Source organism: Paenibacillus woosongensis (assembly GCF_030122845.1).
In the GTDB taxonomy this organism is placed as follows: Bacteria; Bacillota; Bacilli; order Paenibacillales; family Paenibacillaceae; genus Fontibacillus; species Fontibacillus woosongensis_A.
Map to the genome: position 1 here is coordinate 803,057 of NZ_CP126084.1, position 25,841 is coordinate 828,897.

General features: G+C 47.0%; 20 protein-coding genes and 1 pseudogene. 19 read left to right on the forward strand and 2 right to left on the reverse strand.

Annotated elements, in window-relative coordinates:
* Positions 1–7 precede the first annotated feature (7 nt).
* The 10 genes and pseudogenes from QNH46_RS03500 (at position 8) to QNH46_RS03540 (ending at position 12,102) form a co-directional block, all read left to right on the forward strand.
* Positions 8–4,858 carry an RHS repeat-associated core domain-containing protein gene (locus QNH46_RS03500; protein WP_283926944.1) on the forward strand — a complete coding sequence of 1,617 codons (4,851 nt, stop codon included), beginning with the start codon at positions 8–10 and terminating at the stop codon, positions 4,856–4,858.
* A gap of 41 nt (positions 4,859–4,899) precedes the next feature.
* Positions 4,900–5,526: a hypothetical protein gene (locus tag QNH46_RS03505; protein WP_283926945.1), complete on the forward strand. Its 627-nt coding sequence runs from the start codon at positions 4,900–4,902 to the stop codon at positions 5,524–5,526.
* 977 nt (positions 5,527–6,503) lie between these two features.
* Positions 6,504–6,986: a DUF4085 family protein gene (locus QNH46_RS03510; protein WP_283926946.1), complete on the forward strand. Its 483-nt coding sequence runs from the start codon at positions 6,504–6,506 to the stop codon at positions 6,984–6,986.
* A 175-nt stretch (positions 6,987–7,161) separates the two neighbouring features.
* Entirely contained in the window at positions 7,162–8,394 is a 1,233-nt protein-coding gene (locus QNH46_RS03515) for an RHS repeat-associated core domain-containing protein (protein ID WP_283926947.1), read from the forward strand.
* 32 nt (positions 8,395–8,426) lie between these two features.
* Positions 8,427–9,068 (forward strand): DUF3885 domain-containing protein, encoded by a 642-nt coding sequence (locus QNH46_RS03520; RefSeq protein ID WP_283926948.1) that lies wholly within the window; start codon positions 8,427–8,429, stop codon positions 9,066–9,068.
* Between the two features lie 270 nt (positions 9,069–9,338).
* A complete protein-coding gene (locus tag QNH46_RS03525; protein ID WP_283926949.1) occupies positions 9,339–10,778 on the forward strand; it encodes an ATP-dependent nuclease in 1,440 nt (479 codons plus the stop codon).
* Positions 10,779–11,173: 395 nt separating this feature from the next.
* Positions 11,174–11,353, forward strand: a complete 180-nt coding sequence (locus tag QNH46_RS03530; protein WP_125081073.1) for a ribbon-helix-helix protein, CopG family — start codon at positions 11,174–11,176, stop codon at positions 11,351–11,353.
* A 139-nt stretch (positions 11,354–11,492) separates the two neighbouring features.
* Positions 11,493–11,801 carry a DUF6809 family protein gene (locus QNH46_RS03535; RefSeq protein WP_125081072.1) on the forward strand — a complete coding sequence of 103 codons (309 nt, stop codon included), beginning with the start codon at positions 11,493–11,495 and terminating at the stop codon, positions 11,799–11,801.
* 13 nt (positions 11,802–11,814) lie between these two features.
* Positions 11,815–11,940: pseudogene (locus QNH46_RS24525) on the forward strand (hypothetical protein); the annotation flags it as partial.
* 30 nt (positions 11,941–11,970) lie between these two features.
* Positions 11,971–12,102 (forward strand): hypothetical protein, encoded by a 132-nt coding sequence (locus QNH46_RS03540; RefSeq protein WP_283926950.1) that lies wholly within the window; start codon positions 11,971–11,973, stop codon positions 12,100–12,102.
* An 864-nt stretch (positions 12,103–12,966) separates the two neighbouring features.
* Here QNH46_RS03540 and QNH46_RS03545 read toward each other — a convergent pair.
* Positions 12,967–13,584, reverse strand: a complete 618-nt coding sequence (locus QNH46_RS03545) for a TetR/AcrR family transcriptional regulator (RefSeq protein WP_283926951.1) — start codon at positions 13,582–13,584, stop codon at positions 12,967–12,969.
* Between the two features lie 228 nt (positions 13,585–13,812).
* On the opposite strand from QNH46_RS03545, the gene QNH46_RS03550 reads away from it, so the two are divergent.
* From QNH46_RS03550 to QNH46_RS03560, 3 genes are all read left to right on the forward strand, one after another.
* The gene (locus QNH46_RS03550) at positions 13,813–15,264 is read left to right on the forward strand and encodes a 4-hydroxyphenylacetate 3-hydroxylase family protein (RefSeq protein WP_283926952.1); all 1,452 of its coding nucleotides are present in this window, start codon (positions 13,813–13,815) and stop codon (positions 15,262–15,264) included.
* Positions 15,265–15,403: 139 nt separating this feature from the next.
* The gene (gene sfnG, locus QNH46_RS03555; RefSeq protein ID WP_283926953.1) at positions 15,404–16,480 is read left to right on the forward strand and encodes a dimethylsulfone monooxygenase SfnG; all 1,077 of its coding nucleotides are present in this window, start codon (positions 15,404–15,406) and stop codon (positions 16,478–16,480) included.
* Positions 16,481–16,519: 39 nt separating this feature from the next.
* Positions 16,520–17,734, forward strand: coding sequence for an acyl-CoA dehydrogenase family protein (locus QNH46_RS03560; protein WP_283926954.1), 1,215 nt, complete (start codon positions 16,520–16,522; stop codon positions 17,732–17,734).
* Between the two features lie 551 nt (positions 17,735–18,285).
* Here QNH46_RS03560 and QNH46_RS03565 read toward each other — a convergent pair.
* Positions 18,286–19,380, reverse strand: a complete 1,095-nt coding sequence (locus QNH46_RS03565) for an FAD:protein FMN transferase (RefSeq protein WP_283926955.1) — start codon at positions 19,378–19,380, stop codon at positions 18,286–18,288.
* A gap of 242 nt (positions 19,381–19,622) precedes the next feature.
* Here QNH46_RS03565 and QNH46_RS03570 point away from each other — a divergent pair, with 242 nt between their 5' ends.
* The 6 genes from QNH46_RS03570 (at position 19,623) to QNH46_RS03595 (ending at position 25,350) form a co-directional block, all read left to right on the forward strand.
* On the forward strand, positions 19,623–20,018 hold the full coding sequence (locus QNH46_RS03570; RefSeq protein WP_283926956.1) for a NusG domain II-containing protein: 396 nt from the start codon (positions 19,623–19,625) through the stop codon (positions 20,016–20,018).
* Positions 20,002–20,580 carry a Gx transporter family protein gene (locus QNH46_RS03575; RefSeq protein WP_283926957.1) on the forward strand — a complete coding sequence of 193 codons (579 nt, stop codon included), beginning with the start codon at positions 20,002–20,004 and terminating at the stop codon, positions 20,578–20,580. The genes QNH46_RS03570 and QNH46_RS03575 overlap by 17 nt, the downstream gene beginning before the upstream one ends.
* A 12-nt stretch (positions 20,581–20,592) precedes the next feature.
* Positions 20,593–21,408, forward strand: a complete 816-nt coding sequence (locus QNH46_RS03580) for an energy-coupling factor transporter ATPase (protein ID WP_283926958.1) — start codon at positions 20,593–20,595, stop codon at positions 21,406–21,408.
* 4 nt (positions 21,409–21,412) lie between these two features.
* Positions 21,413–22,321, forward strand: a complete 909-nt coding sequence (locus QNH46_RS03585; protein ID WP_283926959.1) for an energy-coupling factor transporter ATPase — start codon at positions 21,413–21,415, stop codon at positions 22,319–22,321.
* Positions 22,303–23,106, forward strand: coding sequence for an energy-coupling factor transporter transmembrane component T family protein (locus QNH46_RS03590; protein WP_283926960.1), 804 nt, complete (start codon positions 22,303–22,305; stop codon positions 23,104–23,106). Before QNH46_RS03585 ends, QNH46_RS03590 begins: the two co-directional genes overlap by 19 nt.
* Before the next feature lie 156 nt (positions 23,107–23,262).
* Positions 23,263–25,350 carry a peptidase U32 family protein gene (locus QNH46_RS03595; protein WP_283926961.1) on the forward strand — a complete coding sequence of 696 codons (2,088 nt, stop codon included), beginning with the start codon at positions 23,263–23,265 and terminating at the stop codon, positions 25,348–25,350.
* Positions 25,351–25,841 lie beyond the last annotated feature (491 nt).

Below are 25,841 nucleotides of genomic sequence, written 5' to 3' on the forward strand. Positions count from 1 at the left end.
TGAAATCATGAAAAGAATAATATGTTTCGTTCTGTGCTTGACCTTGATCAGCGCGAGTCTGCTGGAAACTGTCGTATATGGAGCATGGGAACCAAGCAATATATCTGCAGTTGAAGTCGAGTCCGCTAGTGGAAGTATATTGACGGTTTCCGGGATTCTCCGGCAATTTGATGTCAGCGAGGATTGGCTGGATGAACAGTTGTCTAAAGGTTATACGCTGTACCAAATTTACACGGCTTTGCAAGGGGGAAAAGCGGGTTATGAGACGGCTATTTCCCGTTATGACGTAACGCGTGGGATTGAGGAAGCAGACCTACTTGCGCCGCAAACGGAGGTAAGCGCCAACCATACTTACTCTGCGCTAGTCCATGATTTTTCAGCGGCTGCCCAATCCCAGGAGTATGATCAAGCGGCAGTTGAGCATTATTCCTTGCAGGATGATTCCTCTTTATATGAAGTAGGGTATGGGACGGATTCAATTTCTACGGCGACCGGGGAAATGAAGCTTCGTTATTTGGACTTCTCGCTGCCGGGAGCTCTGTCCTTTCCATTGGTTCGTGTATATGACAGTGCCAGAGCTAATGATGAAATCGGCGTTAGGCTCGAGAATGGGGCCTACATCAATGAAACCCGCATTCGCAGGGATGAGCTGGACACGGCTATTGGCCGAGGATGGAGATGGGAAATTCCGTATATTGATACCTATGGCGGTTCACGGATTCTGGATTTCCCCGGAGTAGGCCGTTACAAGCTGTCTGAAGATATGCAGCTGGAAGGCTACTTATGGAACGATCTTAGATTGACAACAGACCTCACGCAAACAGTTGGAAACTCTACAAGCGAAATAAAGCTGTCTGTCCGCAATGGAAATCAATATTTTTTCAATTCTTCAGGGCATCTAATCCTGACTGCGGACAATTACGGGAATAAAGTATATTTTCACTACGCTGCGCAGGGCGACGGTACAGTTTTGTCACGAATCGTCAATAGCGACGGCAATGAATTGGTCTTCTCTTATTTGGGAGACCAAGTGACAGTAACCCAATCCGGTACGAATCGAAAAATGGAATATTTTCAAAAGGAAGAGTACGGCCAGAAGGTTCTCAGCGAGGCAAAAGACGCCGCCGGACGCAGCACGAAATATTACTATTCCTACCCGGAGTCCCGATTTAATTTTTTGCCCTGGCTAACCCACCAGGAGGAACTTCAGCCAGTCAAATCATCTGCGCTGCTGCTCAGGATTGTTCGTCCGGGTTCCGGGATGACCGACTTCGATTACACTCCGGTACGGAAGCAGATCGGGGATTTCGCCACTGACTTTGTATTTAAAGTCAGTTCTCGCCAGGACTCATACTCTACTACGGCTGGCGACGAAGTTCTACACCCGGTAACATTCCGATATTCCGGTGAGGATTTGAACAGCTACGGAGAAGCTGCAGCCTGGACGACGACGATGGAAGCTTCGCGTTCCAAGGATACGCGAGTTTTTAATAAAATTTTTCAATCGAGCAGCAAGCCGGATATCCATTACTTAAGCGAGCAGCGCAGCGAAGAAGGGAGCACGCAGTACAAGCAGCAATTCACTTACGATGAAACGAAGGGCTGGAATGCTCCTGTTCAGATCGCCGAAAGTTACATGCAGGGAGGCAGTGCTTCAGATCCTTTTTCTGTTAATTATCAATACAATGATGAGGGACTGGTGACGGCGGAAAATTGGAGTACGGGACAGGAGATCACCTATGAATATGCTGTATCTGCTGCTCCGTTCTACTGGGTGCTGCCAAGCAAAATCAGCACCAAGCTCAGCAGTAATCAGTCAAGGGTGGAGCAATATCAGTACAATAACCAGGGGAGCGTGCTGCAATCCAGCGTTAGAGAGAATAGCGCAAGCGGCAAGCTATTGGCGCAAACCGATTTCACATACGATGCTTATGGAAATATCGCCTCCTCTAATGTTAAGGATGATAAAAGAACGAATACGGTGAACTATGCGTACCAATCTCCTTATGGGAAACATTTGCCGACAAAACGCTCGATGGTCGTTCATTCCGTGGATGGTTTTTATACTGAAGTTAGCCAACGTTATGAATATACTTCAGCGGGTGAAATAAAATCGGCAGAAGATGCGTCGGGAGCGGTGACCTCATATACTTATGATGCAATTGGCCGCCTGATCGAAACACTTTACAGTGATCGGACCAAGAAGACGGTGAGATATGAGGATGAGCTGAACACGGTCACGACTACGGGCACGGAAGGCATCGTCATCGTCGAAAAATTTAACCCGCTTGGACTGCTCGTTCAGGAGAAGGTAGATGACGCTCTTTTCCAATACGTATATGACCAAGAAGGGAATATGAAGGAGTCTATAGACGCCGAGCGAAATAAAACCAGTTATGTCTATGACGGCTTCAATCGCCTTACGGGCACTATCTTTGCAGACGGTTCTCAGGACAGAGTCGAGTATGATATGGTTGGCCGCACGACGACTTACACCGACCCTGCTGGCGTGAAGCATCAGGAGAAGACGGATCTGCTTGGAAATGTATTGTCGTTCGAGGAATCGAGAAACGGGGTTTATATTCCTCTGGAGCAGACGGTCTACGATTTGGAAGGCCATCCGGTGATCGTCACGGACGGAAATGGCGGACAGACCCGATATGAATATGATGCGCTTGGACGGATGATATCAGTCACCGATCCTGAGCAGCGTTCGACGCGTTATACGTACAGCTTGGCAGGCGATCTGACCAAAATTCAATATCCGGATAATACGTATGTGGAGAAGGAATACAACCAGGCAGGCAACCTGATCCGGCAAATGAATGAGGAACGGCTCGTTGAGGCTTTCTTTTACGATTCACGGGGCAACCTGATCAGGTCGCTGGATCACGCGAGTCAATTTACGGAATACGAGTATAATAGCGATAACTTGCTTACCCTGATCAAAGCGCCTGGCCAGCAGATAAAATATAGTTACGATGCGATGGGGCGCCGCACGGGAATGACCGATGCTATAGGGAATACGACGTATACCTATGATCCGCAAAGCGGGTTGCTAACGAAGATCGCCTATCCTGACGGCATTCAAATCGAATATTCCTATAACAAGCAGATGCGGACGGGATACACACTGAAGGATGCTTCCGGTAAAACGACAGGCGCTCAGTATACATTGGATGCCATGAACCGGGTTAGCGCTCTGGATGTAGTCCATGATGCCTCAGGCAATGGAAGAATGGCGGCTTTTGCTGCCGGGTCCGGGTCGCCCGTCGATCGGATGACCTTTGACTACCAAGCGAACGGACTGCTGCAGATCCAGTCTTCCAGTAATGGACTAAGCACCTCATACACGTATGAAGGCTATGATTTGACGGCGATGACGCTCGCGCCTGGGGCGGCAGGCAGAACGCTCAGAAGCGGCTCAGCAGCTCTTATGAGCGAGATGAGTGAGAATGCAGAAGTACAACGTGCTGCGGGCTTACAGTTTACTTATCAATACGACGACAACAAGAACATCATTTCCCGCAGCCAGGACGGAGCTGCCGATACCTTTGCTTATGATTCGTTGAATCGAATCCAAGAGGAGAATGGGCAGGACATCAGCAAGAAGTACGTCTACGATGAGCGTGGCAATCGCCTCGAAGTAGAGGGCCAGCAGGTTCGGGGCATGACGAATGCCGAATTCACCTTCGATAGCCTCAACCGTTTAACAAAGGTAACAGGCGAAGGAGGTTCAGAAGTCAGCTATAGCTATAACGGCGACGGCTTGCTATACGAGCGGGCTGAAGGAACCAAGCGTACCCGCTATTACTATAACGAACAAGCGCAACTGATTGCAGAAGCGAACGTAAGCAATGGCACACCAAGCTTAACCTACACCTACATCTACGATTTAGCCGGCCGGCTATGGTCCCGGGTGGATCAAGCAACCGGAGCAGTCCAGTATTATCAATTTAACGGTCATGGCGATGTAGTAGGTCTGGTCGATAGCGCAGGGAACCAGCTGAACAGCTACACTTACGACATTTGGGGCAACCCGGAGCATGAGGAAGAGACCGTTCCGAATATCTTCCGCTACTCTGGAGAGTACTGGGACAAAACGACGGATTTGCAGTATCTCCGAGCCCGCTGGTATGACCCGAACGCGGGAAGATTCGTATCGAAAGATACGTATGAAGGGGACATTACTAACCCGCTGAGCCAGAACTTGTATACGTATGTGCATAATAATCCTTTGATATATATGGATCCTAGTGGGCATAAAGTATGGTTGATTCATGGTACTTTCTCAGATCCGACTACATGGACTCCGGATTTTGTGAAATATGTGGAGGGTCTGTTTAATGAATCAAGTACAGCGCTAGAGTGGACAGGCGAAAATAGCAAAGGTGCACGTTCTGATGCGGCTAAGGGTTTTGTAAACACAGTATATGAATGGCACAGTAAGAATCCTGACGAACCTATTAGATTAGTAGGGCATAGTCATGGAGGAAATGTGGCAATCATGTTAGCTAACCTTCTGGAGGAAAAAGGGATGAAAGTGGAGACATTAATTACAGTAGCGACTCCCGTTAGGGAATATAAGTTGGAGACAGAGGTCGGACAACATATTCATATGTATAATAATAGAGATATTGTCCAAGGCGATATGGGAGGGAGTTGGTGGTGGGCAGGGTCTACATTTACAAGGAAATTTAAAGGTGCAGATAATGTGCGAGCGAAAGATGGAGAGACAGGCACAAGAATTCAAGCTCATTCAACCATGCACAGCAATGTGGACATTTGGAAAAAATACATTGAGCCGATATTAAAATTAGGCCCTCGTTCGAGTTCAGGTGCTAGAGGATCATTTTAGTTGAGATAATAAAAGTTTAATCAATTTAAAGGGGGGCGAATATGCCGATATGGTCTAGGCTTTTATTGATAGGAATAGTAATATTTAGTGTTTTCTCATTTGTATGGTTTCTTTTTGGTTCAACAGCATATTTTCAAAGGGGTATGGATATTATTGGAACAACCTATTTATGGGGAGCAGGTGTTCCAGTTCTATTGTTCGCTGTAGTGTTTACTATATTACTAATTAAAGAATGGACTCCAACAAGTGGAGTAGATTATGTTGGAATTTGTGTAGGGATGGGGTTATCAATACTACTCTCTGCTGCGCTGATTCAAAGTGTTAATACCCACGGTTGGGCGAATGAAAAGATAAGGAGTGACGCATTAAAAATATCAGCAGATGGAAAATATGAATATCGAGTAGATTTAATTAATGTGTTCCAAAGAAACGGTTCTGCACGATTATATCTTAAAAATGTTAGCACAGGAGAGGAAACATATATCTCAACTGAAATTCAGGTTCGCAAAATTAAAACCCTTGCGATTGGTGAGGTTAATCATTGGATAAAACTTGAGCCAACGGATAATGTATCTCATTATATCCTTATTACTACAAAAGAACTTGGCATACCAGAGGAAAAGTTTGAAATTGATATTGCAACAAGAACTTCGAGAAAACTGGAATAAATAGTATTCAAAACTAATAGTGCCACATGTGGGTGTGGACTGTAACCCGTAAGATGGATACTTTGAAAAAAGTGACCACTTACGGGTTTTTGTGTTTTAAATACTATCGAGAATACACGGGAATGAACATCATGAAAAATTAGAACAGGCCTTACTTAAGCAGGATCCAATTGTTGGAGTTAGAGACAACGGATTTCTTTGAAGGACAGGATAATATCGTAGACTCATCTATTAATTATAATGATGATCACTATAATATTGTGATTAAATTAAAAGAGTTTAACTTAAATGCGTGTAAAATCATTTTCGTCTCTTTAGTAAGATTTATAGAGTATAATTCGACATTCTATGTGAGAGAAGATAAAAAAGATTCATTCGTATACTATCTACTCTCTTCAACTGTAAGCAAAAAAGCATTCTTGTTTTATATTGTTTTTCAATAAGGTTAAGACCTTGAGAGCGGCAATTTTCAAGGCATTTTATCCCCACTTAGTGCCGATTGTATCGGGCGTTTCATTTTTGGATCAACTGCAAATTTTCAACGAAAAATGGATCTTATATCTACTTTTTAATCTGTTTGGTTTTTTATTGATCAATCACATTACTTTGTTTGGTTGGATGATGGTTAATGGGTCGATAGGTGTTATGTTCATTTTTGTATTTGTGGCTTCGCTTATCCGTATGAAGAAAAATAGAAACAGGTGGATCAAAGAGATCACTCCCGTAAACGGTTGCTTTTAAGCATAGAGAAATTGTCCGAAATGGAGGAATCCTTGACAAGGAACAGGTCGTAACACTATTAAAGTACCGTGCGCATACATCGCTTGAATTTGCGATAGATCAGCATGCAGTTTCTAATGATGGCTTACTTAAAATTCACAAACCAAGCACTCAAGAAAATGATAGAAAGCTGAAAGAAAAATTATTTTATAAGGCTCAAAAACTCTACAGCCTATCTGATAACAGAGGTGATTAAGATGCAGTATTTTACAGACGAATTGTGGTCTAAGATAAACAGTGAAGATGAAGAAGAGCGAAACGAAGCGAACCGCAAATGGGATAAAAACGAAGCTCTATACCACCAGCGATTTCAAAAGTTGAAAGATAAATTGCCTGGGCAAGTATTTGATTTATATAACTCTAGGAGTTTTCATGATTCAAATCTGATTGAAGTTAAAATTAATCAACTAGATACAAGCATTAATAGACCGATGAATGTAGAAATAACATTTACGGACGGAGAGTATTGTTGGCGCATTATTTATAAGAAGATTATCAAACTTCAAGTTGATTATTCTGAGGATGATACTCTATTTAGATCTCAAGGCTTTGGAGATTGGGGGTATGAGGAAATACTAGATGTAAACGAGGATATTCTATCTCACGAAATTCTTTTTTCTTCAGGCTCTAAAATACTCATACATTTTAGTAATAAAATGATTGAGATAGCTAAAATATAAACTTATAGAGGGAGTTTATGCTTTTAGGAGAGCGATATGCACAATAGGCGTTCTCCCTCCCTTGCATAACAGGAACGAATTTGAGGAATTTAAAATTATTGAGGTTTATTAGACTTAAAGATGAGGTTTACAAATAATCTTGATTTAAAAGTGCTCCCCTTCTTTTGGAGATATTGTGTATGTAAATACTATCTCCCAAAGATCGGAGCATTTTTATTTTTGTAAATCAGCTTTTTCTACAGGTGAAGACGGTACAACAGTCAGCTACAGCTATAACGGCGACGGCTTGCTGTACGAGCGGGCTGAAGGATCCGAGCGAACCCGCTATTACTATGACGAACAAGCGAAACTGATTGCAGAAGCGGACGTAAGCAATGGTTCACCAAGTATAACCTACACCTATATCTACGATTTAGCCGGCCGGCTATGGTCCCGGGTGGATCAAGCAACCGGAGAAGTCCAGTATTATCAATTTAACGGACATGGCGATGTAGTAGGTCTGGTCGATAGCGCGGGGAACCAGCTGAACAGCTACACTTACGACATTTGGGGCAACCCGGAGCATGAGGAAGAGACCGTTCCAAATATCTTCCGCTACTCCGGCGAGTATTGGGACGCAACGACGGATTTGCAGTATCTCCGAGCCCGCTGGTATGACCCGAACGCGGGAAGATTCGTGTCGAAGGATAGCTATGAAGGGGACATTACTAACCCGCTAAGCCAGAACTTGTATACGTATGTGCATAATAATCCTTTGATATATGTTGACCCGAGTGGGCATCGAATGGAGGCCGGTGGTGGAGGCGGAGGAAATCCGTTATATAATCTTTCATTCACAAATGCTACTGATCAAATTATTGCAGCCAGATCTGCCGATAAGGAAACAAAAGATAAATTATTAAAACAGTTAATCAGGGAATATAAGTATGGTTTTTTTGGAAATGATTCGGGGGGCATGACTAGAAATCAATTTGAGTATTTATTTAAATTAGCAACAGATAATGACAGAAGCAATTATCAAGTTTCAAAATGGGCTATTGTTCAATTAGATGATTATTTCTATTATGGAGCTAATGATAAAACTATTGCCATCGCAGCTACTATTGGCAGTATGAGTTCGGGTGCTATATCTGGTACGAACACAAAAAATCAAACAATTTTGTGGGATATAAAGACTAATGCAGTAGCCAAACTTACGTACACATTCAACAATCAAAAAGTTACAGCATACCAGGATAGTAATGGATATTGGTGGGCTAAAGACTTAACGGGCCATGGGAATTCAGCTTTTAAAGTTTTTGAAAAAAAGGGGAATGAGCTCCATTGGATATCGGATGCAGATAAATATGGGAATTTTATAACAGATAAGCATAAAGGCCAATCGGGAACTACTATTAAAATTAAATAATAACATTTTCTTTGTTAAAGAAAGGAGTAAAAATGGATTCTAATGAACAACTAAATAATTTTTTAAATACCTTCTTTGAAAATGTTGACTTAAAAAGTCCGCTTTTCTATAATTATCCAACTGGTATAAGATTTGACCTAGCCTCAGATATTGAAGATAAAGTACTACGGACTACACAAATTGAACATAGATTTCTTAAAATTTGGGAAGCTATTAATAAATCATCAGATTTGATTTATTTTATAGTGTTTATTGATTGCTGGAAAGGCAATCCTCAATCGGCTTTTGAAAAAGATATAGCAGAATTGTATAATACACTATTTAATAAAGATACTGATAATGTATCTTTATTGAAACAAGATTACAGATATCCTGATCCAGATGACACGGATGAAGTTAAAACCTTTCGTTATTGCATCAAAGTAATGAATATTGATTTTGATGTAAAAAAATTTATTTCTGTATTTTCTGGAACTGGGGAGCAAACAGCATTAGGAGATTTTTTTATAATCAATGAAACAAAGAAAGTTATAATTCATCCGTATGATATTAGAGGTATGGATATAATCTCAAATGATTTAAAAATATTAAAGGATATTTACACGATCCACAATGAATGGATATTAGAATTTGATAGAGATAAAATTGATAAAATATTCAAACCAATAGAATAGCCCGTATAGGCTATTCTATTGGTTGGCTACGGTATTTGGGGCAACCCGGAGCTTCAGTAAGATTTGGTACCGAACATTCCGCTAATCGGAGAGTATTGGGATAATTAACGGATTTGCAATACCTTCGTTCCGTTGGTATGACCCGAATGGGATAAGATTCGTCAAAGGATAGCTATGAGAGGCACATTACTAACCCGTTAAGCCAGAACTTGTATACTTATGTAGGGAATAATCCGGTATTATGTTTTTTTACGAGGTAAACTTAAAAACATGGGGATCAGCAATTGGCATGAAAGGCCACCTTCGAAAGTAAAAAAACGAAGGTGGCCTTTCCACTCAGCTTTCCCTGAGGTAATTTACATTCCTGCTGTAAAAAATGCTAGCGATGAAATAAAAGCCACATCAGATAATATTAAAACATTAACCACACTCTATAAAGAGGTTATTCATTCATTAGAGGAGTACACAGAAGCAGAAACAAAAACAAAGGCGCTACAAGACAAGATCAATCAGCATGATAATGAGAAAATAAATTATTTCGAGTCCGAAATCCAAAGTTTTTTAACAGATGTTACGTCAACTAAGGTAAATTTCAAAGTCAACGTTCAGCCTCTTGCTGAGTTTGTCAGTACATCTGTCAATCCATTATTTAATTATAATGGAATTGAGACGGAACTTGATTTTCAAGGTAATGGAGTCCAAAGAACTTTTATTGTTTCGATTTTGAAGGGTTTTCGTAAATACAAAAGCAAATATGCTACTGAGACTAAAGAACAGGCCTTGTTCAGACGGCAATTAATTATTGCGATTGAAGAACCTGAGTTATATTTGCATCCCCAGATTGCAAGGATTTTTAAAGATACTCTATATTCATTAGCCGATGATAATTACTTCCAGGTTATCGCTACTTCACACTCTCCCAATTTTATTGATCTTTCTAAGCCTAATAGAACTTTAGCTAAAGTATCGCTAAATAGTGACAAGATAGTTTGTATTCATCAAGTGGATTCAGACATTTATGGTTTGCCAGATGATGAAAAATCAAGATTTCAAGCGCTTTTAAAATTTAACCCACATGTGAATGAAGCATTTTTTGCTGATCAAGTTATTTTAGTTGAAGGCGATACTGAAGTTGTGACGCTACGGCTTATTGGAGAGAAACTTGCACAAGAAGGATATTTAGACTTAGATGTATTTAATAGAACAACCGTAGTAAATTGCTCTGGAAAACCAACAATGTATGTAGTAATGAATGTACTTAATAATTTTGGAGTTAAGTATACCGTCATACATGATTTTGACATTACTGAAGTAAATGCAAAAGGAGATAGAAGAAGTCCTGCTGCGCTGAAAGCTGTTCTAACTATCAATCACAAGCTGGAATATTTAGCGGGGTTAAGAAATAATGGTCGATTTGTATTTCAACATACTTTTGAAGCCGAAATGCCACACGATTATGAGAAAGGTTCTTCAAAATCATTCTCAGCTTATGAATACATAAATCCTAAATCAATTGGTGAGTTACCTCTCGGACTAATCGACATTATTAAGTCAGCCTTTGGCTTGGAGTTAAGTACCCCTTTGGATCATTCTAATAATACCTTGCTTCCACGTTATGAAAGGGCTTCTTGGACAGAATTGAATCAAGCCATTTCCGAGTGGGAGGAACCAAAAGTGGAGGAGTTTGTAAGATGCTATTGGACAGAGTGAATTTAATTTAAATAATTTTGTAGTTTTGACATAATTGAATAGGAGAAGCACTGAAGAAATTTATTAAACTAGTTGCACTTTTCAAATGTTTTTTTCATGTGTTTAGCTTTGTTACGAAGTTTGCTTCTACTGCCAGTTATGAGATTAATCTGCTGAATACCAATTTTCAGTTTTTTACGAGCAGCAACTACAAACTCTAAACAATGGACTTAGGGGCAGGCCCCCAAAAAACGAATATGGCCAGCCATATTCAGTGCTTGCTACAATACGAGAAAACAGTGCTATATAGCAAATACTTAACTTGCCGAAAAAAAAACGGTTAACGAGAATGATTACGTTGACTTTTTGTCCTGACAATAATATATTATTGTCAGGACAAAAAGTGAGGTGAAGCGATGTCCTCCAAAAAGATGGGGCGTCCTCCATCTGACAAACCCAAAAACAAAACGATTGAGATACGTGTCGATCAGGAAACTATGAGCAAGCTTGATGCTTCTGCCGAAAAGTTGAATACGTCACGATCTGCAATTGTCCGCAAAGGGATTGAAAAGGTGTATGACGAGCTCCAAAAATAAAGAAGGAAGCAGCGAGCATCCCGAGAAGAACACCGCTACTTCCTATCCCGCAACCGCTTAAATAAGCAGACTGCATAAATATCCTACCATGTGCAGGAATCTCATTCAAGCGATGCGATGAATTAATGGGAGGATGAACATGAAAACCATTTTGGAAGCCATGTACCGTGGTCAAATTCACCCCGATGAGGTGATTGTTCCGTCTCAGCCGGAATACCGTACTGTAAGCCATCAGGTGGCTGCACAGACGGAGCAATGGCGTGAGCGATTAGGTGAGGAAGTATTTCGTGAGCTAGAGGAATATTTTGACCTGTGCGACAGTGTAGATAGTATGCATGTAGAAGCTGCCTTTCTCCATGGATTCAAGCTTGGAGCGAACTTGCTCATCGAGGTAATGAGCAACAGAGAGGAACTAGTTCCTAATTCAGCTTCGAGCATGTCATTATGATGACAATAGCGACATATTAACAGTTGTTGATTCAGACGGGATAATCTACCGCTATCATTGCTATGAAATTGAAAACTCAATGGAAATGCACACAGCGGCGCGTTCCCGTCTAAGATGGTTAAAGGAAATTGAACCATATGCATTTGCTGAGCTTGTCTTTCAACGCGATATGAGGCAATTTGCCAAGGGATACACCAGAGTAAAGCAGCAAAGCGACTTGGAGGAACAGCTTACTGTTCACTTCCAAGACAAGTCCTTTGCTCGGGCGATTGCTAGAGAAATGATGATGTATGGTAACTAAGTGATATTTTGATTATGGGGAACGAATGCAGGGGGAGCTTTCAGTCCATCTTCCGAAAGATGGGTAACGCTGAAGGTGAGCTGCCATTCGCTCCCCTTTTTCTCGGCCAGGTGAATGTTAAAAGCAACACGGGACAACTGTCTCGTTGTAGAAAGCACTGAATTTGGCCTTCCAAATTTGCTTGTCAGGGGTGTGCTCCTGATACCCCCACCGTTTATATATTGTTTTCCCTAAGTTATATGTCCATTTTTAACCACTTCCAAAAAGCTTCAAGGATGATTTCTCTGCGCAAACATGCATCACGATTGAGCTTCGCAAACTCAGTTCACTGATAGAAGGCTTACTCCGTTGTCTTCCCATATCGGATCCAGGCATGGATTTAATTTAAGATGTATGAATCTAAACGTAATGAAGTTATTAATATAATTAAGCAAGGCGATCTGGAAAAAGAGTACCGAAAAAACAGATGGTGAATTATTGTTATTACCGCCAAAGTTTCGTTATCTTTCAGATGGTGGAGAGATTATTATTAATCCATCAAAAACGATATTTTTCTTTTATTCTTATAGGGGAATTCTTGATAATTATAATGGTTTTATATTTGTAGTTGATAAAAATGTGAACAACATTGAAGAAGTTTTAGACGATTACAGTAATATTATACAAATGAATGAGCATTGGTATTGGATTAGCTCTTAAAAATGCATTCTAGCAAGATAGAACTATCAGCTTGGCGATGTTTATCACGGGATTCATCAGCAAACACGGTTGTTGTGAGTACTTCAAAAGAATAATACTGATGCGAGCGAAAAGCCTGCCCCAAGAGTCGAACTTGGGACAGGCTTTTTGCCGTAAATTTGCCCCTCAAGAGCGCTGGGATTCTGGCAATCCCATCGATTTATAAATGCCAAGCGCGCCCATTCGGGTGAGCTGAAGCGCCATATGGTGCGGTGAGTAGATTTTATCGTCCGATAACCATTTTTCCATAATGCCGCCGGTGGACAGGCTGATATAATCGAGCAAAAGATCAAGCGGCACCTGCAGCTTCTGATCCAGATCCAGCTTCGACAGCCGCTCAAAAAAACCTTCGCGGATAGTTTCGATGAATTTGCTCCGAAAATCGCCAGCGGGAGATTTCGACAGCATGACCCGATAGAAGTAGTCATGTTCGGATACGTGCTCGAAAAGAGTCAAGAAAATCGGATCGGGCGCATGAAACGACGGAGCAATTGCGGAAGGAGCCGCGCAGCTTCTAATGGATTCGGTGAGCCGATCCAGCTTATCCGCTATCATTTTTTGCAGCAGGTCCGCTTTGTCAACGAAGTGGGAGTAGAACGTCGACCGGTTGATATCCGCTTTTTCCGCAATATCGATCACACTGATTTCCTCATACGCCTTCCTATGCAGCAAACGCAAGAACGCCTCATAAATCATCATCCTTGTACGGATAATCCTCCGATCCCCCGCCCGAAGACTACTCATCCCAATCACCTCATAGACAACAGTTTAGTTTTTTTTGACCCGCGGCCCCACTTTGCACCGAATTGTGGATTATTGGGGCGAAAACCGACGGAATGCCGATATCTGTTCGGTAACCGTCAAATCCAGAAATACTGATTATTGATAGAAATTGGATGATAGCTATAATAATCAATAAATACGTAAAAATCAATCGGAATAATTAAGTTTAAAAAAGAAAGGAGGGTTCATTTGCGGGGAGATCAGTTTATAGAGAGCCTCTATGACGGACGCAGCGTGTGGCTGGAGGGCAAGCAAATCGCTCACGTTCCCGAGCACTCGGCCTTCAAAGGGACGTTGTCCACCATTAAAACCTTGTTTAATATGCTGGATGATCCTTCACAGCGGGATAAAGTAGGTTATTGGGTCCCTGAAAAAGAGCGGTATGCCCACAGTGCGTTCCTCGTTCCGTATACGCAGCAGGAACTGCAGCAGAGAAGCCGTTCCTTCTCTTGCTGGTCGGCGGAAACGAACGGCATGATGAGCCGATTGTCCGATTATGCGCGGTCTCTTGTTACGGGATGGTACGCGGCACGGGAACAGCTTTCCGCGTTGGACCCGGCGTTCGCGGTGAAAATTTCGGCGTACTACGAGGGAGCGAGGGACCGTGATTTGTTTTTGACGACGGCGATCATCGATCCGCAGATCGACCGCTCAAGCGGGCTCGACGATCACCGCATTGCCGAGAGATTCCTGCATGTCGTCCGGGAAACTTCGGAAGGCATCGTGGTCCGGGGAGCCAAGATGATCGCAACGGGAGCGCCATATACACATGATTTCGTCATCTTTTCCTTCCTGCAGTTTCAAGCCGAGCACCAGCAACATGCCCATGTCTTGATCGTGCCGGCGAACTCGCCGGGATTGCATATCGTCTGCCGGGAATCCTTCGCCGATGAGCGCGAACAAAATCATCCGCTTAGCTATCGGTACGATGAAATGGATGCGGTGCTATTTTTCGACGATGTGCTCATTCCATGGGAAAGGGTGCTGCTGTACGGTGACCCGGAGAAAGTGCTTGCCCTTCGGGCCAATCGGACGGCTAACGGACTGGCTTTTCACCAAAATGTCGTGCGTTTTGTCGCCAAGCTGGAGTTTGTCACCGGCATCACGTTCGCAATCGCGGAAGCCATCGGGGTTACGGGATTTCTCCATATCCAGGAGAAGCTGGGGGAACTGCTCACGCAGATCGATGCGATCAAGGCGCTGACTATTGCGTCTGAAGCGAAGGCGGTGCCGGATGAATCAGGGGTATTGGTACCGGATTTGTCCTATATCGAAACCGCCAGAAGCCTGGGGACCAAGTATTATCCGAGAGCGATCGAAATTCTGCAGCAAGTGGGAGGCGGCGGCTTTGTCCAAACTCCGTCGGGGATCGAAGATTTTTACGGCCCGATCTCGGAGCTGATGCATCTTTACTTCGAAGGAGCGAGCGTGAGTGCGGAGAAAAAGGTCGAGCTGTTCAAGCTGGCTTGGGATCTGATCGGCAGTCCGCTCGGGACGAGGCATCTTTTGTACGAAAAGTTTTATGCCGGAGATCCGGTTCGGGGCTTGGCCAATCATTACAACCGCTTCGACAAGGAGGCGTTGACCGATCCGATCTGGAAGCTGCTGAAAGCCAACAGCAAGGGCAGTTTGATGATCTAGTAATATCCTATGCCGATTAGTCCACTAAAGGCACCTGAAGCAAGACGGTCAGGTGTCTTTTCTTATTCTTTTCCACTTTGTTAGAACAGGGCCGGTGCCCTTGTCTATCATTTTTAATCCAAAGGAGAGGTGATTCGTCATGTCTTTAAAGTTTGCTTATTGGGTACCGAACGTAAGCGGGGGCTTGGTCATTTCTAAAATTCCGCAAAAAACGGGCTGGTCCTTCGAAGACAATGCGAGGTACGCGCAGTTGGCCGAGCAGGCGGGTTTTGAATATGCGCTGCTTCAGACCCGATTTATCGCCAGCTATGGGGCAGAGAACCAGCTGGAAGCCATCGCACTCGCGTCGGCGCTGGCTCCGGTCACGACGAAGCTGAAGCTGATTGCGGCCGTCCTGCCGGGCCTATGGCATCCCGGAACGATTGCCAAGGCGATATCTACGATCGACCAGATCAGTAAAGGAAGAGCGGCCGTGAATATCGTCAGCGGCTGGTTCAAAGGCGAATTCCATGGTTTCGGCGAGCCTTGGCTTGATCACGATGAGCGGTACCGCAGGTCGGAGGAATTTATCCGCGTGCTGAAAGAGCTGTGGACCGAGGAGGAAACGAACTTTCAGGGAGATTTTTACCGGATCAGGTCGGCTCCTCACAAGCCCAAACCGCATGTCGTCCCCCCGGTGTTTCAGGGCGGAAATTCCGCAGCGGCCCGCCAGATGGCGGCCAGTGTGTCGGACTGGTACTTCATGAACGGCAACACGCTTGAAGGATTCCGCAGCCAGATGGAGGAGGTGAATCGTTTGGCTGCCGCACGAAATCGCAAGCTGAATTTCGGCGCGAACGCCTTCGTCATCGTTAGGGATACGGAGGAGGAAGCGCGTCAGGTTTTGCGCGAAATTATCGCCCATGCCGATCCCGAGGCGGTCGAGGGCTTCCGCAGTCAGGTGCAATTCGCGGGCAAAGCTTCCCCGGAAAGGGAGGGCATGTGGGCGAACTCGAATTTCGATGATCTGGTCCAGTACAATGACGGGTTCAAGACCGGGCTGATCGGAACGGCTGAACAGGTGGCGGACCGCATCATCGAGCTTAAAAAGGCCGGCGTCGATCTCATTCTTACCGCCTTCCTGCACTACGATGAAGATATCAAGGCGTTTGGAGAAAAGGTCCTTCCACTCGTGAGGGAGAAGGAAGCGGCTTTGCTTAGTGCGTCGGCTACCTGAGCTTTTTAGCAAAAATAAATGATTAGGAGGAGTTAATGTATGAGCACGCATCTTCGTCAAACCGGCGCAAGCGGCATTCAGCCGGATTATGAACAGCTTCGCGGTGAAATCCGAACGATCGTAGACGGGGTCATCAAGCCTCGCGCGGAGGAAATCGACCGGGAGGGGAAATTCCCGAGAGAAAATCTGGAGGCGCTGGCGGAGGCCGGCTGGAACGGTGTCCTCATTCCCGTGCGTTTTGGGGGAAGAGGTCTGGATCATGTTGCCTTTGCGATCGCCGCGGAGGAAATCGGCAAAGGCTGCCCCTCGACTTCGCTGGTCTATGTCATGCATGTCGGGGCCGTGCAAACCATAGCCTTATACGGCAATGAAGACCAGAAAGAACGCTGGCTGGGGCCTGTCCGGGCAGGCTCGATCGGTACTTATTCGACCAGCGAACGAGCTTCGGGCGGACATTGGTGGTTTAATTTCAGCGAAGCTTCGCGGGACGGTGAAGACTATATTCTGAATGCGGAAAAGTCGTTCACGACCAGTTCCGGTCAGGCGGATTTCTATGTATTTCAAACGAGATCTCCGGGGGCGAAAACACCGACGGATGTCAGTTTTTTTATCGTCGATAGCAAGCTTCCGGGAATTAAGCCGGGGGTTTGGGAAGCGCTCGGCGTGCGCGGCAACCACAGCGGACCGATTACGTACGAAGGGGTTCGGGTCTCTCCCGAGGATAAGCTTGGAACGGAAGGGCAGGGCCGCGAAATTTTGGAAAGCGGCGTCTCTCCGGTATACCTGATCGGGCTGGGCTCGACTTGGCTTGGGGTCGCGGAAGCCGCACTCGAAGCCTCGGTCAACTACGTAAAAGGAATGGTTCACCGTGATTTCAACAAGCGGCTGGCGGACTATCAGATTATTCGCCAGCAGCTGGCGGAAGTAAAAGTACTGGTCGAAAGCTTGAAGCCGTGGCAAATTTCGCTCGCGAAGAAGCTGGATGAGCTGCAGGTGCAGGGACGTCCGCAGGTGGAACTGCTCCTCCCCTTGGTGGAATTCAAAATCCATGCGGCTGAGGTAGCCAACAAAGCGACGAAGGCTGCTCTTGACGTGACGGGAGGCTACGGTTACAAAAGAGGCATCTTCGAAAGATTGTTCCGGGACGCGCGGGCGGGAATCGCGATGGGGCCCTCCAATAACATTGCAAGGGAATGGATCGGAAAAGCGCTGGTCGGCCTGCCGTTGGAGCTGTGGCACGAGGGAGGAGATTAGTCATAGGATGATGAACCAGGCTTAATGAGAAATTTACACAACCAAAACGCCCGTTACCACGGCTAATGTGGAAACGGGCGTTTGTGCTTTATATATTTACTGTTCTCCTGTACACGGGAAGAACAATTTTGGTTCCTGCTCAGACTACAACCACAATCATTTTCTAAAACAACAAAAGCCCTGCCTCTCTTTTGTCCTTGCGGCTCCGATGACCGCGCCAGTGTGAATCAGAAATACATTAAATTCTTACTCTTGGGTCATTCAAATAGGAATTTTCATACCTGGTCAGGTATAGGAGGGCTATAATCTTGTGAGGAACTACATTTTAAAGCGGTTTGCAACTCAAATTAACATTATACTATAGTTCGATCGTTTAAGCAAGAGTGTTTCGTGAAAATAAAATCCCGCTCCAGTGCATGACTGAAGCGGGAAGTGGGGTGCAGGCATTCCGCTCCCCGGTCACTGTAGACTGCGTATGCTGTATGACGATGGTCTGTCGACGCCGCAGACTGAGCATGGGTATTGCGAGTCTATCATCGAGGCACTCACGCCTAGTTGGCAAAGGTATAGCTGTCGTTCGTTTTACTCAACATGTCCTTGAATCCAGAAGTAGCGTACAGCTTCTGCTCTTTGGAAATGAACAAGGCCTCTGTGTCCGGTGTATCCTCGATGAACTTCAATCCGTCCTCGATGCCGAGTACGAACAGCGACGTGGACAGGGCATCCGCATCGGTAGAATGCTTCGTCACGATGGTGACGCTGCTGATGCCGTTATCTACCGGATAACCGGTTCCGGGATCGAGAATATGCTGATAGAGCTTGCCGTCCTCAATAAAAAAGCGCTCATAAATACCGGAGGTGACGACCGTCTTGTCGGCCACCTGAATTGTGCCGATGGCATTGCCGCGTTCTTTGCCCGGGTCCTGGATGCCGATGTTCCACAGCTTGCCGCCCGGCTTATTGCCCATAGCATAAATGTTGCCGCCGAGATCGATGATCGCACTGCTGAAGCCTTGCGCCTCCAGATACTCGTAGATCGCGTCTGCCGCATAACCTTTACCGATGGAGCCGAGGTCAATGGCCATGCCTTCTTTTTGCAAATAGATTTCGTGCGTATCCTTATTCATATCTATAAGCTGATAATCGCTAAGCGCTTTGGCGGCTTCGATCAGATCGGCGTCCGGCACCTTGGCGCCTTCATGGCCGATGTTCCACAGCGTGACCAGGTTGCCGATGGCGGGATTGAACTTTCCATCCGTCCGCTTCGCGTAGTCGAGAGCTTTTTCAACCAGCTCGAACGTCTCAAGGGAGACCTTTACGGGCGACTTGCCGGATTGGCTGTTCACCTGGTAGATTTCGCTGCTTTCCAGTGTGCGGCTAATTTTGCCATCGATGTCATTTAGCAAGGCTTCAATTTCGTTAAAATGCTGACGTGAGGCGCGATCATCGTATATTTTTACGTTGACGACGGTGTCGAATATGAAGAACGTTTCTCCCATCGGCTTCGCGGTCTCATGCGAATTTGCCGTCTTATCGCTGGATGCTCCGGAGTCCTGGGACAGGCCCGGATCTGTGCCGCAGCCAGCCAATAAAGCCGTTGATAGTAGTAGCGTTATTCCTAGGGTAATTAGTCTATTGTGCTTCATTTTACGCCGCCTCATTTCATTTGCTTCTAAATTGATTCATTCAAATTTATTGTATCAAGAGTGGGAAAACGTTTAAAGTACTTTTTTTCACAAAGTAATGATTATTCCATTAAAATCCTTTTAAAGTGAGGGATTTGTGACAACTAGGAAAATGAGAGAAATCGCACAGGTTAGTCATTGAACAGGGGGTATAATGAGATCATCTAAGATTTATATAATCAAAAAATAAGGGAGTTTTCTCTATGAAACGTGGAGATATCCTGCTGACCGGCTTGATTGTCGTCATTGCTCTGGCATTTCTGGTTCCAAGGTGGTTTTTTGACAATTTAAGTGAAAACAATCACAATGACAATCCGCTTGTCGCAAATATCAAGGTCGATGGAAAGCTGGTCCGATCCGTGGAGCTCACGGAAGAGGAGCAAATTATTGAAATCAAAACGGAGGACGGCCTCAACATTTTGAAGGTGCATGATTATGGCATAGAAATGATTGAGGCGGATTGTCCCGACCAGCTGTGCCTGACCTTCGGGTTTGTGCAGCGCAACGGAGGCACGATCGTCTGTCTCCCGCACAAAATGATCGTAGAAATTGAAGGAGCTTCCGGGGAAGGAGATGAGATCGATGCCGTCGTTAAATAAACCAGTCACACCGAGAACGCTTGGGGGAGAGTCATCCACTCTCATATTGAAAAGAACGGTCATCGTCGCGATTTTCGCTGCGGTTGCGGTCGTGCTGAGCCTGATTGAATCGCTGATACCGATCAATATGGGCGTGCCTGGCGCCAAGCTGGGGCTGGCGAATATTATGGTGCTGACCTGCCTTTATTTTCTGCGGGCGAGGGACGCCTTGATGATGGTGCTGCTGAAAACACTGCTTACTGCTTTTATTTTCGGTACATTCTCCAGCTTCCTCTTCAGCATTATGGGCGCGCTGTTCAGCTTTGCGGCAATGTGGTTCCTGCTCCTGGCAGGACGCAAGAGACTAAGTATGATCGGCATTAGCATCGTCGGGGGGATTGCCCATAACATCGGACAGCTTACTGCGGCATCGCTGTATTTTCTGACGACGAAAATATTCTATTACTTGCCGATGCTGCTTATTACAGGGGTGCTGACGGGGATTGCGGTCGGGATTGCGGTTCGCTATTTGATTCCTGCGCTTTCCAGGTTGTCGTTGTTTGAATCTTTTTTGGCGGATTAAGGGGGTGAGGAGATGGCTGCAGCAACATTCGCTTACGAATTGAACGGCGTTTCCTTCGCATATGCGCCGGATGCCCCGGTTCTGGATGAGGTAACGCTTCGCATAGCTTCCGGAAGCTGGGTCTCGATCGTCGGCCCTAATGGCTGCGGCAAATCGACCCTTGCCAAGCTGCTGGGCGGATTGCTGGCCGCGAATAGCGGTACGATCATGGTAGAAGGCCGCGAGCTGACCCAGGATTCGGTTTGGGAGATCCGTCCACGGATCGGCATGGTGTTCCAGAATCCGGATAACCAGTTTATCGGCTCCACGGTGGAGGAGGATATCGCCTTTGGATTGGAAGGGCGCTGCCTCTCCCGCGAGGAAATGATCGATCGGGTAACGCGTTACGCCGAGAAGCTGGAAATTAGCCATCTGCTAAACAAGCACCCGGCGGTGCTGTCCGGGGGGCAGAAGCAGCGGGTAGCGATCGCTGCGATCCTGGCGATGGAGCCGGGCATCGTGATTTTCGATGAAGCCTCCTCCATGCTGGATGAGAAGGCGCGCGGCGAACTGCTGCATATCTGGCAGGACATGCGCAGCAGCGGTGATTACACGCTCATCTCGATTACGCATGACGCAGAAGAGATTATGGCTTCGGACCGGGCGATCGTGCTCCGGGGCGGGGCCATTGCTGCTGATGCAGCTCCGGCGGAGCTGTTCGAGGATGAGGAGCTGCTGCAGGCTTGCCGCTTGATCGCGCCTTACCGGGTCAGGCTGGTGCAGGAATTGCGGAAGCGGGGGCTGTGTGGAGAAGGCATTCTCCCTGGCTGGCAAACGAGGAGGCGGTGACACTATGGCTATTACATTCGAGGAAGTCAGCTATGCATACGATGACCGCAGCTTATGGCGGAGCGGGGCGCTGGAGGGTGTCAATCTCCATATACAGCCTGGAACATTCACGGGAATTGCCGGGACGACGGGCTCCGGCAAGTCGACGCTGCTGCAGCATTTCAACGGCATCCTGAAGCCGACCGCAGGGCGTGTGCGGGTCTTAGATGTGCTGATAGGCGCCCAGGAGAAGGCACCAAAAATGCGCGAGCTGCGCAGGCGGGTCGGACTCGTGTTTCAATTTCCTGAACAGCAGCTGTTCGAGGATACGGTGGAGAAGGATATTTGCTTCGGACCGCTCAACTTCGGAATGTCTCTCGCGGAAGCGAAGGAGCGGGCGAAATGGGCCTTGTCCCTGCTTGGGCTGGATGAATCGATTCTGCAGAGGAATCCTTTCCAGCTCAGCGGCGGCCAAATGCGCAAGGTAGCCATTGCTTCCGTTCTGGCCATGGACCCGGAGGTCATTGCCCTAGACGAGCCGACAGCGACCCTTGATCCACAGAGCCGGGCCGAGCTGGCTGCGCTGCTGTCGAAGCTGCACCGGGAGCAAGGGAAGACGGTCATCGTCGTGACGCACCGGATGGAGGAACTGCTGCCCTATGTGGACGGCTGGATCGTGATGAAGGGCGGCCGGACGCTGTTTCAGGGGCCGACGGATGCCATGGTCAGAGAAGCCGCCTTCCTGGAACAGGAGGGGCTGGCCCTTCCGGATTGCATCATGCTCTGGAATAGGCTGGCGGCCGAGTACGGGCTGGAGGCGGAGAAGCCGTGCTTAACGCCGGAATCATTGGCTGAACGTCTCGCCGAGGTGTTCTCGGGGGGAGGAACATTAAGAGACAGAGAGGGGAGATGGGCATGCGGGGAAAACTGCTGATTGGCCGGAGCATCGATACCGGTTCATGGGTTCACGGCCTCGACCCGCGGGCGAAGCTGACGGCTATGGTGCTGTATCTCATTGCAATAGTCGCCGTGGGCTCATGGCCTGCGCTTGGCGTTGCCGCCGTTTTTTCCCTCACTTATATGACGGCAACGAAGATTCCGCTCAAGTATTACGTCAAGGCGGCGAAGCCTCTCTGGGTGTTGATGGTGTTTATCTTCGCCGTCCAGTGCTTTACGGTGACCGAGGGAACGGCGCTGTGGCAGATCGGTTCATGGACGCTGTATTCCGGAGGAGTCAGCCTCGGGCTGATCTCGGCTTCGCGGATGGCGCTGCTCGTATCTTTTACCGCGATACTGACCTTCACGACAACGCCCGGGCTGCTGAATCAAGGAATGGCCGGTGTGTTGAAGCCGTTTGAAGCCATTGGATTATCCGCGCAGCGCCTGACCTTAATGATGAGCATTGCCCTGCGGTTCATCCCGACGATTCTCGACGAGTCGCAGAAGATCGTGAAGGCGCAGGCCGCCCGGGGCGCCGATTTGCGCGAGCTGCCGTGGAAAGAGAAAGGGAAGATGCTGGTATCTTTGCTCGTTCCGGTGACGGTAGGGGCTTTTCGCCGGGCGGAGGAGCTGGTGCTGTCTATGGAATCGAGAGGCTATCGGATCGGTGCGCCGCGCTCGGAATATCACTTGCTCGTCTGGAAGCGCCGGGACACCTGGTTCATTTTATCATTTGCAATCCTGGCTGCCAGCGTGCTGACGTATAGGATTTTGATGTAAAAAAAGCATGGGGACGAGGGATTCATCGCGTGCACGGCAACACAGGGCTGTTTGGAATGACAAATGCACAGTGAAGAATATCACAATAAACTTAACTTTATCAATATAGACTGCTAGTACAGCTTAGTTGATTGAGGCAGGAAGGGGAGAAACGCTGTGGCACGTTATTTTAATGGAAAAGAAGTGGAGCTGCTTGCGCCAGCGGGAACGTTTGAAATCTTCAAGAAAGTGATCCGCGCCAATTGCGATGCTGTTTATTTCGGGGGACCGAGCCTCAATATGCGCATGATGCGCAAAGGATATAATTTCAGCCGGCCGGAGATGGTGGAGGCGATCCAGCTAGCCCATAGCTTGGACAAAAAAGTCTACGTCACGGTAAACAACCTGCTTAACGAAGGGGAGATCGAAGAGGCGCGGGAATATTTGCGCTTTCTGGAGCAGGCGGGGCCGGATGCCATCATCGTGCAGGATTTCGCTGTGCTGGCGCTCATTCAGGACATGGGCTTGAAGCTTCCCGTGCACTCCTCGGTCATGATGAATGTGCATAACCGTGAGATGATCGAGGCGCTAAGCCAGATGGGTGTCACTCGGGTCGTGACATCCCGGGAGATGGATTTGCTGACCACGCGGTATTTGCGGGAGACGACCGGCATGGAGCTGGAATACTTCATTCACGGCGATATGTGCTCGGTGCATGGGGCGAATTGCTATTTCAGCTCCCTTGTGTTCGGAATGAGCAGCAATCGGGGTAAATGCCTGAAGCCATGCCGCTGGGACTACCGGGTGAAGAAGGGCGGCTTCGTATATCCTTCCGAATATCCGCTGGCTGTGAAGGATATGTTCATGTACGAGCATATTCCCGAGCTGATTCATGGCGGAGTGACGTCTTTTAAAATCGAAGGACGCATGCGCGACACCGAGTTTGTGCTGATGCTGGTCAATGCGTATGGAGACGCGATTGACCGGTATATCGATGATCCTGTGGGCTTTGAACGGAGCCGGGATACCCAGCTGCTGTACGACAACCGCAAGCGCGATTTGTCCACCGGTTATGCGTTTGGCCGTCCGGGGCTGTCCTATATTAATAAACGTTATGAGGGGACAGGCAAATTTTATAGTACAGGCAAGGTGTTCAGCACGCCGACGGAAGAGCGGAGACTCGGGGAGAAACGGTTGGGTGAGGTTGCGGCTTATCTCGCCGAGGCTGCAGCAAGCAGCAAAGCGGGGGGGCAAGAGGGCGAGCGGAACAATTGGAACAAACCAACCGATCCAGGTGAACAGACCGAACGAGGAAACCAAAACAACCGAATGGAACTGTCCGTGCATGTGAACAATGCGGCCCAAGCGCAAGCAGCGTTTGAGGCTGGGGCGGATCATGTTTACCTGTCGGGCGATGTGTTCGAGCCGGATCGTCCATTCACGAAGCAGGAAATTAAACAGCTGGCAGCGATCAAAGGGAACGCCAAGCTGTATTTAGGTTTGCCGCGCATGATGAACGAGCTGCACTTCGAAATATACGACGGGCTGCTGTCAGGTGAGCGCCTGCCAATCGACGGCATACTCGTGACGAACCTCGGCGCGATCCATAAATTCGCCTCTAAGGGGTATCCGCTCGTGGGCGACATCAATTTAAATATATTTAATCATTTGGCGGCAGGTATGTATGCAAAGCTTGGTGTAGAGCGGTTTACGGCTTCCATCGAGCTGCCGCTCCATGATTTGGCCAAGCTGCTGGGGAATGCGGCAGTACCTATGGAGGTCGTGGTGCATGGCTCGCCTGCCCTGATGTACATGGAGCATGATTTGTACGAGAACACAGAAGTTTTTGAGCCGATAGCCGAAGAGGAGAACCGGTACGTCGATAACCGCATTCTGGTGCTGATGACCGACAAGGGAGAGAACCCGGTCTACCGCGACGCCCATGGCCGCTGCCATTTGATGCTGGCCAAGGAGCTGTGTCTGCTGCCCGTAATGAATCAGCTGCAGGATGCCGGACTGTCTGTCTGCCGGATCGAAGGCGCGACCTATCAGCCAGAGCAGTTGCGGTCGATTGTTAGTACGTATAAGGCGGCGATAGAGAGACCAGAAACTGCCGGTGAGCTGTTTGCCGGAATGACCCCAGTCTACGCGGGATATACGCTGGGAGCGCTGCAGTTCGACGGCGGTGCGCCGGGTCAAGTCGAAGCAGTGGACGGAGCTTGTGAAGGGAAGCAGGAGAAAGAACGAGTGCAGGTGCGGATGTAGGTGGAAGTGCAATATACAGGTTTAGGTGAAGGTGTAGATAGTGGGTGTAGTGCAGAGTAAAGAGTAAGAGTAGCAGGAGGAGTAGAGTAGGAACGAGTTGCAAGCAAGTGTAAATGCAGGTGCAAGCGCAAGAGTAGAAGTAGAAGTAGAAGTAGAAGTAGAAGCAAGTACAAGTACAGGTACAGGTACAAGTACAAGTGTAAGAGTAGGTGTAAAGACAGGAACGGGCAAAAGCTGTCTGGCCCCAGACACGATAAAATAACTGCATTTCATGCAGTTATTTATGAAACTTCTACGATTTAGGCGAGATTAACTGGATTTCCTGCATTTAAACCGGGATATATCATTCCTATCTAGCGGGAGCCCGGTTTTTAACTTCAAGAAATCCACTTAGTGAGGCGAACATGCGAAATAGCCCATCTTTAGATACCTAAAATACAGTTAGTATTTTTACATCCCACTCTATCGTCAATAAAAAGGAGCGGAAACGA

Coding starts and splice junctions, on each gene's coding strand:
- QNH46_RS03590 (WP_283926960.1), top strand. CDS start 22,303: ATGCGGGGAAAACTGCTGATTGGCCGGAGCATCGATACCGGTTCATGG.
- QNH46_RS03570 (WP_283926956.1), top strand. CDS start 19,623: ATGAAACGTGGAGATATCCTGCTGACCGGCTTGATTGTCGTCATTGCT.
- QNH46_RS03530 (WP_125081073.1), top strand. CDS start 11,174: ATGTCCTCCAAAAAGATGGGGCGTCCTCCATCTGACAAACCCAAAAAC.
- QNH46_RS03500 (WP_283926944.1), top strand. CDS start 8: ATGAAAAGAATAATATGTTTCGTTCTGTGCTTGACCTTGATCAGCGCG.
- QNH46_RS03545 (WP_283926951.1), bottom strand. CDS start 13,584: ATGAGTAGTCTTCGGGCGGGGGATCGGAGGATTATCCGTACAAGGATG.
- QNH46_RS03560 (WP_283926954.1), top strand. CDS start 16,520: ATGAGCACGCATCTTCGTCAAACCGGCGCAAGCGGCATTCAGCCGGAT.
- QNH46_RS03540 (WP_283926950.1), top strand. CDS start 11,971: ATGAGGCAATTTGCCAAGGGATACACCAGAGTAAAGCAGCAAAGCGAC.
- QNH46_RS03575 (WP_283926957.1), top strand. CDS start 20,002: ATGCCGTCGTTAAATAAACCAGTCACACCGAGAACGCTTGGGGGAGAG.
- QNH46_RS03535 (WP_125081072.1), top strand. CDS start 11,493: ATGAAAACCATTTTGGAAGCCATGTACCGTGGTCAAATTCACCCCGAT.
- QNH46_RS03520 (WP_283926948.1), top strand. CDS start 8,427: ATGGATTCTAATGAACAACTAAATAATTTTTTAAATACCTTCTTTGAA.
- QNH46_RS03580 (WP_283926958.1), top strand. CDS start 20,593: ATGGCTGCAGCAACATTCGCTTACGAATTGAACGGCGTTTCCTTCGCA.
- QNH46_RS03585 (WP_283926959.1), top strand. CDS start 21,413: ATGGCTATTACATTCGAGGAAGTCAGCTATGCATACGATGACCGCAGC.
- sfnG (WP_283926953.1), top strand. CDS start 15,404: ATGTCTTTAAAGTTTGCTTATTGGGTACCGAACGTAAGCGGGGGCTTG.
- QNH46_RS03505 (WP_283926945.1), top strand. CDS start 4,900: ATGCCGATATGGTCTAGGCTTTTATTGATAGGAATAGTAATATTTAGT.
- QNH46_RS03510 (WP_283926946.1), top strand. CDS start 6,504: ATGCAGTATTTTACAGACGAATTGTGGTCTAAGATAAACAGTGAAGAT.
- QNH46_RS03565 (WP_283926955.1), bottom strand. CDS start 19,380: ATGAAGCACAATAGACTAATTACCCTAGGAATAACGCTACTACTATCA.
- QNH46_RS03525 (WP_283926949.1), top strand. CDS start 9,339: ATGGGGATCAGCAATTGGCATGAAAGGCCACCTTCGAAAGTAAAAAAA.